This window comes from Coprococcus intestinihominis (genome assembly GCF_040096555.1).
Taxonomy (GTDB): domain Bacteria; phylum Bacillota; class Clostridia; order Lachnospirales; family Lachnospiraceae; genus Coprococcus_A; species Coprococcus_A intestinihominis.
Genome location: NZ_JBBMEK010000005.1, coordinates 22,794 through 35,068 on the forward strand (window position 1 = coordinate 22,794; position 12,275 = coordinate 35,068).

12 protein-coding genes are annotated in these 12,275 nt (G+C 44.9%); 2 read left to right on the plus strand and 10 right to left on the minus strand.

The genetic code is table 11. From position 1 onward, the window contains the following. Positions 1-4 precede the first annotated feature (4 nt). The 6 genes from smc to WMO25_RS00950 all read right to left on the minus strand — a co-directional run bounded on the left by smc (position 5) and on the right by WMO25_RS00950 (position 7,205). Positions 5-3,571, minus strand: coding sequence for a chromosome segregation protein SMC (smc, locus tag WMO25_RS00925; RefSeq protein ID WP_349083416.1), 3,567 nt, complete (start codon positions 3,569-3,571; stop codon positions 5-7). Positions 3,572-3,581: 10 nt separating this feature from the next. Then, complete coding sequence (rnc, locus tag WMO25_RS00930; RefSeq protein WP_349083418.1) at positions 3,582-4,283, minus strand: ribonuclease III; 702 nt, start codon at positions 4,281-4,283, stop codon at positions 3,582-3,584. 34 nt (positions 4,284-4,317) lie between these two features. Beyond that, the gene (plsX, locus tag WMO25_RS00935; protein ID WP_349083421.1) at positions 4,318-5,364 is read right to left on the minus strand and encodes a phosphate acyltransferase PlsX; all 1,047 of its coding nucleotides are present in this window, start codon (positions 5,362-5,364) and stop codon (positions 4,318-4,320) included. A gap of 19 nt (positions 5,365-5,383) precedes the next feature. Next, positions 5,384-6,292 carry a DUF1002 domain-containing protein gene (locus tag WMO25_RS00940; RefSeq protein WP_349083424.1) on the minus strand — a complete coding sequence of 303 codons (909 nt, stop codon included), beginning with the start codon at positions 6,290-6,292 and terminating at the stop codon, positions 5,384-5,386. A gap of 202 nt (positions 6,293-6,494) precedes the next feature. Continuing rightward, the gene (gene rpmF / locus WMO25_RS00945; RefSeq protein ID WP_015514042.1) at positions 6,495-6,674 is read right to left on the minus strand and encodes a 50S ribosomal protein L32; all 180 of its coding nucleotides are present in this window, start codon (positions 6,672-6,674) and stop codon (positions 6,495-6,497) included. A gap of 3 nt (positions 6,675-6,677) precedes the next feature. Continuing rightward, positions 6,678-7,205, minus strand: coding sequence for a YceD family protein (locus WMO25_RS00950; RefSeq protein ID WP_227081444.1), 528 nt, complete (start codon positions 7,203-7,205; stop codon positions 6,678-6,680). A 193-nt stretch (positions 7,206-7,398) separates the two neighbouring features. On the opposite strand from WMO25_RS00950, the gene WMO25_RS00955 reads away from it, so the two are divergent. Together WMO25_RS00955 and WMO25_RS00960 are read left to right on the plus strand one after the other, a co-directional pair. Continuing rightward, the gene (locus WMO25_RS00955) at positions 7,399-8,640 is read left to right on the plus strand and encodes a tRNA(Met) cytidine acetate ligase (protein WP_349083428.1); all 1,242 of its coding nucleotides are present in this window, start codon (positions 7,399-7,401) and stop codon (positions 8,638-8,640) included. 41 nt (positions 8,641-8,681) lie between these two features. Continuing rightward, positions 8,682-9,611, plus strand: coding sequence for a hypothetical protein (locus WMO25_RS00960; RefSeq protein ID WP_349083430.1), 930 nt, complete (start codon positions 8,682-8,684; stop codon positions 9,609-9,611). 9 nt (positions 9,612-9,620) lie between these two features. Here WMO25_RS00960 and WMO25_RS00965 read toward each other — a convergent pair whose 3' ends face one another. From WMO25_RS00965 to WMO25_RS00980, 4 genes are all read right to left on the minus strand, one after another. Beyond that, the gene (locus tag WMO25_RS00965; protein ID WP_349083433.1) at positions 9,621-10,388 is read right to left on the minus strand and encodes an ATPase; all 768 of its coding nucleotides are present in this window, start codon (positions 10,386-10,388) and stop codon (positions 9,621-9,623) included. Then, the gene (gene coaD, locus WMO25_RS00970; RefSeq protein WP_015514037.1) at positions 10,375-10,878 is read right to left on the minus strand and encodes a pantetheine-phosphate adenylyltransferase; all 504 of its coding nucleotides are present in this window, start codon (positions 10,876-10,878) and stop codon (positions 10,375-10,377) included. The genes WMO25_RS00965 and coaD overlap by 14 nt, the downstream gene beginning before the upstream one ends. Before the next feature lies 1 nt (position 10,879). Beyond that, complete coding sequence (gene rsmD, locus WMO25_RS00975; protein WP_349083434.1) at positions 10,880-11,443, minus strand: 16S rRNA (guanine(966)-N(2))-methyltransferase RsmD; 564 nt, start codon at positions 11,441-11,443, stop codon at positions 10,880-10,882. A gap of 167 nt (positions 11,444-11,610) precedes the next feature. Continuing rightward, a partial coding sequence (locus WMO25_RS00980; protein ID WP_349083437.1) for a helicase-related protein occupies positions 11,611-12,275 on the minus strand: 665 nt, incomplete at its 5' end.

Sequence of the window (12,275 nt, forward strand, 5' to 3'; positions counted from 1 at the left end):
CCTCCTATTTTCCTAATTCATTTTCTATCAGATTCACGGATACAAGTGTTGAAACACCCTTCTCCTGCATGGTGATACCGTAAAGAATATCCGCTGTATTCATCGTTCCTCGTCTATGCGTAATAACAATAAACTGCGTATCCTTTGTCAGATTATGCAGATATTCTGCAAAACGCTTAACATTGGCATCATCCAGCGCCGCTTCGATCTCGTCCAGAAGGCAGAACGGTGAAGGTTTCAGACTTTGAATAGCAAAAAGCAATGCGATCGCTGTCAATGCTTTTTCACCGCCGGACAGCTGCATCATATTCTGCAGTTTCTTACCAGGTGGCTGCGCTGTAATAATAACACCTGTCTCCAGCAGATTTTCCGGATCCGCCAGTTCCAGCGTACCTTTTCCGCCGCCGAAAAGAAGTTTGAATATACGGTCAAATTCTTTCTGGATCTGCATGAACTTCTCCTTGAATTGCTTCTGCATGGAACTGTTCAGATCTTCAATAATGCCGGCAAGCTTCTCTTCCGCTTCCACCATATCATCATGCTGAGTCTTCATCGTCTCATAGCGCTCGGCCACTGCCTTATATTCTTCAATGGCATTGACATTGACATTGCCCAGGGCTTTGATCTGTCCTTTAACATCTGCTGTCATTTTTTTCAGTTTCGCCAACGGCAGTGCCTGCAGCGCATCATCTGATAATTCCCTGGCTGTCTGATAAGTCAGGCCATACTCTTCCCACATATAACTGCTGAGTTGGCTGCGGCTCTCTTCCAGCTTTTCTTTCTGACTGCCAAGTCTGAACTGTTCTTTGTCCAGCTGACTGATCGTCTCAGACAATTCTTCACGTTTTGCAAAAAATGTTTTATGCTCAGCTGCATATTTGCTGCGTTCATCTGTTTTCTGGCGAAGCACTGCCTGGCTTTTTGTCATTTCTTCTGTCAAAGCAGCAATCTGAGCCTCTGTTTCATCAATCTGTCTTCGTATTGCATCCTTCTCACTTCCGAAAACAGCCTTCTGGGCACGGTAATCTGCCAGTTTTTCCTGTAAATGTCGGATTTCGCTGCGGTTTTGATCCATACTCTTTCGAATGAAAGATTTCTTCTGTACCTGATTGGCATAATGAATCCGCATATCTGCTGTCTGACTGTTGAAATCCTTCTCCTGTTCGGAGATTTCTTCCAGTTTGGCCGTCAATGATGTCACCAGTTCCTCAGCATTCTTCTTCTTTGCCTCCAGTTCATCCATCTGAACCGTCAGCTGCTGCCTGAACTGCCTGATCTGTTCCTGCTGCGTTTTGATCTGGGCCGTCTCCCGATTAATATCCTGAATGGATTTTGCATGCTCACCACGGCTCTCATCAACCTGTTTCAGACGCAGACGCACCGTATTTTGATGGAGTGTAAGCCGGGATTCTTCAGCTGTATTTTTCTCCATGGCTGCTTTATTACTGTCTTTGTCTGACTGCAGCTGATTGATCTGCTGTTTCAGCGAGGCACCCTCTTTGCGAAGTGTCTCCACATGTTTCTGCAATTCTTCCATTTCACGATGCCTGCCAAGAAGGTTGCCTGTATTCTTATAGGCACCACCGGATAATGAACCGCCCGGATTTAAGGACTCGCCTTCCAAAGTCACAATTCTTAAAGAATAACGATATTTCTTGGCCAAAGCCAACGCATGATCAATATGATCCACAATAAACACCCGGCCAAGGAGGTAATCCGCCAGATGTCCGAACTGACTGTCCACACGGATCAGATCGCTGGCCAGACCAATAACGCCTTCCTCACCACAGATTCTGTCCACATTCTCTGCCCTGCGCCCCCTGATGCTCGTCAAAGGCAGGAAGGTTGCACGGCCAAAACGATTCTTCTTCAAAAACTGTATCATACTCTTTGCCGTCTGTTCATTATCCGTAACAATATTGGAAATACTGCCGCCAAGGGCTGTCTCTATGGCAATTTCATATTCTTTGCTGACATGGATAATATCCGCCACAACGCCAATGATACCTTTATAGTCACTCTTACGCTCCATAATCTTACGAATGCTGACACCGTAACCGTCATAGCGCTCCGTGATATTCTTCAGTGTCTGATAACGTGCTGACTCTTCATGGAAAGATTTCTCAGCCGCATTGAAAGCCTCTCTGCATTTCATCAGATCATCGGAAATTTTGGCAGCTCTCTTTTTGCAGGCGGACTGTTCTGCCTGCAGCCTCTCAAGCTCCAGTTCAATGCCCTGTGCTTCCTTCTTAAATGCCTCTACCAGCTCACCTTCTGAAGATTCTTCACTTTGAAGTGCGATCAGTTTCTGATTCAATTCAGACTGTCTGATCTGTGTCTGTTCCTGCATTGTCTCATAACGCTGCATACGTCCTTTAATATTCGCCGTCTCATTCAGAAATTCAATAATATCACTGTTCTGTGAATCAATCTGATCTCGCAATGATGTCATCGTACCGGACATACTGTTCAATGCTTCTTCAGAGCTGTTCTTATGCTGCTCCAGTTCCTGCAGTTCCTCTTCCAGGGCTTTCAGTTCTTTCTCACTTTCCTCGGAAAGTTTCTTCTTCTCTTCGATTCCCGCCTCTGTCTCAAGGATCAATGCATCAAACTGTTCTTCCTTGCTGCTGATGCCGTCTGTCTTAGAAACCAGTACATTTTTGCCGCCTTCAAGACGCTGTTTCTCTAAAGCCTGCTGATTGCAGACCTCCTGATCTTGTGAAATCTTCTGATCGTACTGCTCCATCAGCGCTTCCATCTGGGCATACGCACTTTTGATCTTCTCAAAATTCTCCTGGGAATCCTTCAGCTGTGTACTGACAATATTCATTTTCTCATCGATGGCAGCACTATCTTTTTTCAGTTGGTAAAAAGACAACAGGTACATATTGGCATCATATTGCTTCAGTGTATCTCTGTGCTTCAGATAAATTCTTGCAGTCTCGCTCTGTTTCTCAAGCGGTCCTACCTGTTTCTCAAGCTCGTACAAAATATCCCGCACTCTGCTGAGATTCTGCTGTTCTTCCGCCAGATTCTTCTCCGTCAGGGCTTTTCGACGTTTGTACTTGACAATCCCGGCTGCCTCATCAAATAATTCTCTTCGTTCTTCCGGTTTACCGCTGAGGATCTTGTCAATCTGACCCTGCCCGATAATCGAATAGCCTTCCTTACCGATACCTGTATCAAAGAACAGTTCCTGCACATCCTTCAATCTGCAGTTATGGCCATTGATCTTGTATTCACTTTCTCCTGAACGGTACACACGCCTTGATACTGTCACGATATCATATTCCACTGCCAGCTGATGGTCTGAATTATCCAGAGTGATCGCCACGTAGGCAAAACCCAGAGGTTTCCTGCTCTCAGTACCGGAAAAAATAACATCTTCCATCTTGGATCCTCTCAGCTGTTTGGCACTCTGCTCACCCAGTACCCAGCGAACTGCATCCGCTACATTACTCTTTCCGCTGCCGTTAGGCCCTACAATGCCCGTAATGCCTTTATGAAATTCAAAAACCATCTTGTTGGCAAAGGATTTAAAGCCCTGTACCTCAATACTTTTTAAAAACATACACTGTCCCCTAATGTTCCTGCTTGTTCTTTAATGCCAGGATTGCATGATAAGCAGCCTCCTGACCGGCTGCCTGCTTCGTTCTGCCGCTGCCTTTGCCAATCACTCTATCTCCCAGCTTCACCTGCATCACAAACAATCTGTTATGCTCAGGTCCTGTCATATCCACCACTTCATAGGTGATCGGATCTTTGTGGTCCTTCTGAAGGAGTTCCTGCAAAATTGTTTTGCTGTCCTGGAACATGGCTTTATGTTCAATATCATTCAAAACATGGGTCATAATAAAGCTGCCGGCTTGTTCAATACCGCCGTCCAGATAAATAGAACCGATGACAGCCTCCAATGCATCTGACAGGATAGAATCTCTGTTGCGGCCGCCGCCCATATCCTCACCTTTTCCCAGCATCAGATATTTGCCAAGCCCGATCTGTCTTGCACAGTAAGCCAATGTAGGCTCACAAACAAGGCTTGCCCGCTTCTTGCTCATCTGACCTTCTGCCATATCAGGGAAATTCTTAAACAGAAAATCACTGGATACAACTTCAAGTACCGCATCCCCAAGAAATTCCAGACGTTCATTATGATGAATCTTATGCAATTTGTGTTCATTGGCATAAGAACTATGTGTCAGTGCCGTAAACAACAGATTCTCATCCTTAAACTGATAATCAATTTTCTGCTGCAGTTCTTTTAATAATGTATGATTTGCCATTCTTCTCCCTCTTCCTGTTAGATCAACTATTGTATCATTCTTCCGTCTTGTTTTCTGAAGCTGAAAGTAATTCCTTGTCCGCTGTAATAGACGCTGCAATCCTGCCTGAAATATTCTGCTGTTTGAATGCGATACACTGCAGAATAGATTGCTTGAACTCTTTGGCATTGGAACTGCCATGACTCTTAACAACCAGTCCCTTCAGTCCCAGCATCGGTGCACCGCCGTAATCAGAAGCATCAAAGTCTTTCAATGTCTGCTTCAGTTCATTCTTAATAAGAAGCGCCCCGATCTTTGTTTTCAGTGAAGACATCATGGTCTCCTTGACCATGCCCATCAGTGCACCGGCCACGCCTTCATACATCTTCAAAATCACATTGCCTACAAAAGCTTCACAGACAATAACATCTGCATAACCGTCTGGTATATCACGGGCCTCAATACTGCCGATAAAATTAATATCCCCGCATTCTTTCAGAAGAGGATACGTCTGTTTCACCAGTGCATTGCCCTTTTCCTCCTCAATACCAATATTCACAATGGCTACCCGGGGATTCTTACGGCCCAAGATATGTTCCATATAAATGGCACCCATTCTTGCAAACTGCACAAGATTGGAAGGCTTGGCATCCACATTGGCACCGCAGTCGATCAAGAGTGAAAAGCCTTTGGTTGTCGGAATCAACGGTGCAAGCGCCGGACGCTCAATACCTCTGATACGTCCGATCAGCACCTGGCTGCCCACCAGAACAGCTCCGGTACTGCCTGCTGAGACAAAAGCATCCGCTTTGCCTTCACGCACCAGTCTCTGCGAAACAACAATGGAAGAATCCTTCTTCTTCTTGATGGCGATGGTCGGCGTCTCATTATTGGTGATCACTTCTGATGCATGGATTACCTGAAGACGTGTTTTATCATATTGCGCACCGGTGAGACACTTCTCAATAGCCGTCTGATCACCCACCAGTAATACCTCGATTTCTTTGCTCGCATTTAATGCATCAACAACGCCCTGCACAACGGCTTCCGGCGCATGATCGCCGCCCATGGCATCCACGGCCACTCTTACCAATTCACTCATAGTCTATTTCCTTCCTGTCCTAATTAAACCAACCCTTGATCATATCAATGATCTGCTGGAAAATACCTTTTGCTTCTTCTGTATCGATATGGATCTTGCTGATATCAAAACCCATATCCTTCAATGTATCATAAGCCGCCTGTGCCTGACTCTTCAATGATCCCAGATCCAGATTCAGGCCGCCCAGCTTCTCAAGAAGTGCTTTTAACTGGTTAAACTGATCTTCATTCAATGTGATCTCAAACTTATCCGCCGCATCATTGATAATCTGATCCAGATCCTTATCCTTGCTGTTGTCGCTTGCAACCTGTTCTTTCAGATAGGCTACCATTCCTTCCACCTTCTCGTTGTCAGCATTGGTATTATCTTCCAGACTGCCTGTGGTCACCATCTCATCCACGGCCGCATCCACAACCTTTTCATCCACAGTCTCACCTGTCATCTCTGAATAAGCTTTCAGTGCTCCCACCAATGCTGCCGTACCGGATACATTAAACGGACCGGCCACAACTACATTCACATCTTCCACACCGGCTGTCGCCAGCGCATTGGCATACATACCGGTTGTACAATAAATAACATTCTTCGTTGTCACATTGATGCCGCTGCCCTTTTTGCCTTCCGTAATCAATACCGAAGACCAGGCCTGATCACCGATCTGTGCGCTTGAAATATAGCTGTCCAGGTACTGATGTTCTTCTTTATTAGTCACATACACGACTTTATAATTCTCCAAATCCTTCTCATCCACACCAAAGAGTTCCAGAACCTTTGACTTCTCTTCCTCTGTCAGATCGGCACCAAGAGATATATAACCGCCGGAAAAACTTCCGGCATAAGCATTCTTTGTACAGATGACTGCTGCAGCTGATACTGTCATCAGCATGACAAGCAGCATAATCAAATAACGTCTGATTGATCTACGCATGATTTTGTCCTCCTTCATCATACACATATGCGCACAATACATATGTCTCATTCTAACTGCACGCTTACCATTATGCACCTTAATATAGTACCATAATTTTTCAGAAAATACAGCTTTTTTTATCAGACAACCTTTCCGTCGTATGAAATGGTACAAAAAAAAGACTCCGAAGAGTCTCTTTTCTGATGGTTGCAGTTTATTATTACTGAACCTTAACAACTTCTTTTTTATTGTAAGCTCCGCAAGCCTTGCAGACTCTGTGAGGCATTACTAAAGCACCACATTTGCTGCATTTGGATAATGAAGGAACAGACATCTTCCAGTTTGCTCTACGGCTGTCTCTTCTAGCTTTTGATGATTTATTCTTTGGACAAATAGACATGGTTTACACCTCCTTAAAATTATTAAAAATATCCCGGATAGCTGACATTCTTGGGTCTAATGATGCACGGTCACAGCCGCACTCACCCTCATTTAAGTTCTTCCCGCATTTCAGACATAAGCCCTTACAGTCTTCTCTGCAAAGTGTCTTCATCGGAAAACGCATTAAAATCTCGTTGTAAACGAATCTGTCTACATCCAGAGAGCTTTCTTCCATAAAACTGGTTTCATCCAGGTCGTCCAACTGCTCCGCTTTCAGCTTCTCAAAGTCCACCTTCTGACTGAAATCAAATGCCAGTCTTGTCGGAACAGATGTCAGACATCTGCTGCACGGTATATCGATTGTAACATCCACATGGCCGGAAAGATTCACAACACTGTGGCCCTCATTCTGAGCCTTCAGCTCCACCGGACTCTTCCGGATAAAATTATAACGCTCACCATCCAGACAAAATACTTCCATTTCAATCTCAGGATTAAACGTTTGTACCTTATAATCAGTTGATATTATTTCAGATATATTGATTTGCATAGATATCTCCTAAGTTTCATACCTTTGTAATTATACATATGAATGCATTATTTGTCAACAGTAAATTTGAATTTCTGTCAAGTATTATTACTTGACAGCTTGGATAACTCCGGCCATAAATACTTTTTTGGCTTGTTTTTTCCACCAAAGCCCTTATAATATTTATATAAAAAAAGAAAGACTGGAGATTTTTATGACTATTGCAGCAGTTATTGCCGAATATAATCCTTTTCATAACGGGCACGCCTATCAGCTCAGAGAAATCCGCAGGCAAACCGGCGCCGATCTGATTCTTGTCATGATGAGTGGTGACTTTGTTCAGCGTGGTGCCCCGGCCTGTACAGACAAATACACCCGATGCCGTATGGCCCTGGCCGCCGGTGCAGATATGGTCTGTGAACTCCCGGTTTACGGTGCCCTGGGCAGTGCGGAAATCTTTGCCGAATCCGCTGTTTCTCTGCTGAATCAGCTGGGCTGCATTGATTTTCTCTGCTTTGGTGCCGAAACGATTGACCCTCATCTGTTTCATGCCATTGTTTCTGTGCTGTCCGATGAACCACCGGAATACCGGACACTTTTGCAGGACGCACTGAAGACTGGCATGAATTTTCCTGCAGCCAGAAGTTACGCCCTTGGACGCCTACTGAAGAATACGCATTGCAGCCATATTCTAAATCAACCCAACAATATTCTTGCCATTGAATATATGAAGGCTCTGTGCAAAATGGGCAGCCCGATCAAGCCGATTGCAATCAGACGCACCGGTGCCGGTTACCACAGTATGGAGACAACTGCCGGCTTTCAATCCGCCACTGCCATCAGACATCAGCTGTCTGATGGCACTTTGAACCCATCCGAATGCATTGCCGGACTGGATATTCCGGATACATCCAAAGTATTATTGCAGTCTTACCTTACCCACCGACCGATTCTGACTTCAAACGACTTTTCGGACGTTCTGGCCGCACAACTCCTTGACGTCCATACCGACTTGACAGAATATGTCGATATCAGCAGTGATCTGGCCAACCGGATTGACAGTTTCAGATATCAGTTTTTATCAACAGAACAGTTTATAACACTTCTTTCTGCCAGGAATCTGACTTCCACCCGGATTGCCCGGTGTCTCTTCCATATCATTCTGGACCACAGGCGCAATTATCTGGATACATGGAGAAATCATCAATATGCCGGTTTTCTGCGTATTCTCGGCTTCAGAAAACAGTCCGGAGCAATCTGGAAATTCTTTCAGCCATCGGTCAGAGCGCAGCTGATCACCCAGACATCCCAGGCCTATGACCATCTGACAGGGATCGGTTTGGACATCTACAACGCGGACCTTCACGCATCACGACTCTATCGCCAGATTCTGAAATGCCGCTCACAGTCATTTCTTCCTGATATCACCTCAGAACCTGTCATCATCCTGCCATAACCTTATTCCCTCCTGCATATATATAGCCAGGAGGGGATTCTATGAAAAAACATCTGACATCTATTCTGCTATTACTTCTTCCTGCTGTTCTGATCATATACGCACCGCAGGCTGTCCGTGGTGCCTCAGCAGGTCTTGTACTGTGGTTTAATCAGGTATTGCCCGTTCTTTTTCCCTTTGCACTGATTCTGCAGCTGATCATGTCTGTCAATGCCCTGTCCGGCATCAGCTGTCTGACAGGGCCCATTATGCAAAAATGCCTGCACTTATCACCGGCATGCAGTTTCTGCCTTCTTGCAGGATTTTTATGCGGTTTTCCAATGGGAACAGCCGTATCTGTCCAGGCACTTGAAAACGGGCTGATCTCCCGCAAGGAAGCACAACTGCTGTCCGGGGTCTGCAATCATGCCAGCCCCATGTTTTTTGGCGGCTATATTCTTGATCAGATATTGCCGGATCATCCGCTGCATTCCTGTCTGATCCTGATCTTTTATGCGAGCCCGTTTCTCTGGTTTCTGCTGCGCTGCTTTTTTCTGCATCACCCTCCTGCCTCAGTACGGGACCGGGCCGTTGCAAAAAACACTCGTCCTTCTGCGCCTTTGCCCTTCAGAACCATTCTTTTGAATGCTTCTGAACTGATGCTGAAAATCGGCGTCTGCATGATGATATTCTCTATTTTGCAGGCAATCATCGGAAGTCTTCCTTTTGTTCCTGCATCCCTCAGCGCTGTTCTCGCTCTTTTTCTTGAGATCACCAGTGGTTCTGCCGCTGTCCGTCTTCTTCCGCTTCAGCTTTGCCTGAAAACGAGCCTGATCATGGGTGGCACAGCCTTCGGCGGATTATGCATCGCTTTCCAGTCTTTTGCACTTCTTCGCACACAAAAGCTGTCCTGCGTTCAATATCTGGCAGACAAAAGCGCTGTCGGCATGATCACCGCAGCGCTTGTATGGATTCTGTATCAGATTGTCTGATGATACGGATTAGTCGATGTCATCGTAATCGTCATCATCATATTCATCATCGTCGATTTCTTCTTCATCCTCTTCTTCGATGACTTCTTCCTTCGTTTCTTCAGGCACAGGCTGTTTCTGGTCCTCAGTCTTGTCATCCTCTTCCTCAGTAGCCTCATCATGACCTGTCATATCAGCGACTGTATCTTCCTCATCATCAATTGCAGGAAGTTCTTCAGCAGCTGCAGGCTGTTTATCGTTCAGCTGTGAAACAAGCGCTTCATTATTGCTGACAAGAATATTCAGGTTCTCTGAAAGTCCGTTGATCAGTCCCTCTGAATTCGTCTTCGCAATATCCAGTGAACGCTGTACAACATCCTGGATATTGACAATCAGGCTCTGTGTATAAGACAGCGCACTCATACGCATTTCTTCTGCATTCTGGTTCGCAGCAGCAACAATCTCTTCTGCCTGTGCATTTGCCGCATTGATGGTCTGTTCAGCCTTCTCATAGGCCTTCAGCATAATCTCATGCTCTTCTACAAGTGCATTGGCATAATTGGTTGTCTCTTCAATCATCTGTTCTGCCTGAGCCTGAGCATCGCTGATAATCTTATCCTTCTGTGCAATAATCTTCTGATAACGTTTAATCTCATCCGGTGTCTTCAGGCGCAGTTCTGTGAGTAATTCATACAGCTGCTCTTTCTGTACAATAATCTTTGATTGTGAAAAAGGTGCCGGCTTACATCCTTCTACATATTCTTCTATTTCATCAATCAATTGCTCAATTCTGCTCATGTTCATTCTCCTTCGAATCTAACTTTTCATCTAACTTCTGCTCAACGTACGGCGGAACAAAAAGGCTGACATCACCATGATATCTCGCCAGTTCACGCACTGCGCTGGAGCTCAGATAGGAATATTCAACATTAGTTACCAAAAACAAAGTATCCAGATGTGGGCGAACGGCTCTGTTGGCCTGTGCCCACTGCAATTCATATTCAAAATCAGTTACTGCTCTCAGCCCTCTGACAATAATCTTCGCATTACAGGCATCCGCAAAATCAATCAGCAGCCCTGCAAAGGATGTTACTTCGACATTCGGTATATCTTTCGTCACTTCCTTTAACATATTAACACGTTCTTCAACAGAAAACAACGGTGTTTTTGAGCTGTTGCTTAAAACGCCGATAATAAGTTTATCGACCATCTTTGCAGATCTCTTAATAATATCAATATGTCCATATGTGACCGGATCAAAACTACCCGGATAAATTGCTGTTCTCATTTTATTTCTCCAATACCCTCTGTACGAACACATGCTGGTTCGTCTTATATTTTTTTACTTTTGTAGCGATATAACCATATGTTTCCAGCCAATCAAATTCAGTCTCAAGAGATGCTTCTATAATGATCATCGTCTCTTCATTGATAAAAGACGCATGCTGCATCAGTATCAACATCTCTTTCTCAAGCTGTTTATTGTAAGGCGGATCCATAAAAACGATGTCAAAATGTCGCTTCCCGTCATCCAGCTGTCGAATAGCTGTCTGACATTCAACAGGCATAATCTCCGCCTGAGACATCAGTTTCGTCTTCGTCAGATTCTCCTTAATACATGCCACAGCCTGCCGGTTATGTTCCACAAAAACCGCAGATGCCGCCCCCCGGCTCAACGCTTCAATACCGATGGCTCCGCTTCCGCTGAACAGATCAAGGAAATGACATCCGTAAATATCCTGCGACAGCATATTAAACAAGGTCTCTTTGATTCTGTCTGTTGTCGGACGAGTATTCATTCCTTCCATACTCTTCAATTGTATACGCCTTGCCTTACCTGCAATCACTCGCATGTCATCACATCCTGTTCTTTCATTACGCCTTCATCCTGAATGCTGTCCATTAAGCCCAGCACCCTTATTGATGAAAATATTGCGCTAGTTATATTGTATATTTTTTGACTCATTTGTCAACCGGTTATCAAATATTTCATGTTTTTTTTAGCATTGCAACTCTTTATTTATAAGATAACCTGCTCTCTGTTTTCTGATAACTTTGCTGTGATCCTGCTTCCCAGAACCGCATACTTTTCGCTTTTCAATTCCGGATCTTCTGATAAGATGTGATCCGCTGCTTTACCAGCCTCCACCAGGCAGGCTGAATCCGCAAATACATCACCGATCTTAAAAATCATACTGCCGCTCTGCCGGATACCGAACATATCTCCGGGTCCGCGCAGCTTCAGATCCTCTGAGGCGATCTTAAAACCATCATTAGTACCAAGCATAATATTCAGCCGGTCTTTAACTTTTTTGTTCTCCTGGCCATAAATAAAAATACAGTATGACTGTGCATCACCTCTTCCGACACGCCCACGCAGCTGATGCAGCTGCGCCAATCCAAACCGCTCGGCATTCTCTATCATCATCACCGTGGCATTCGGCACATCCACCCCTACTTCAATGACCGTTGTGGATACAAGAACCTGTATCTCACCTTCGGAAAAACGTTCCATAATACCATTCTTCTGCTCCGGTTTCATCTGACCGTGAAGATATTCCACTTTTATATCTGCCGGCAAAACTTTTTTCAATTTTTCAGTATATTCCTGGACATTTTCCGCCTCAATATTCTCGCTCTCTTCAACCATCGGACAGACCACGTAAACCTGATGTCCCTGTCTGA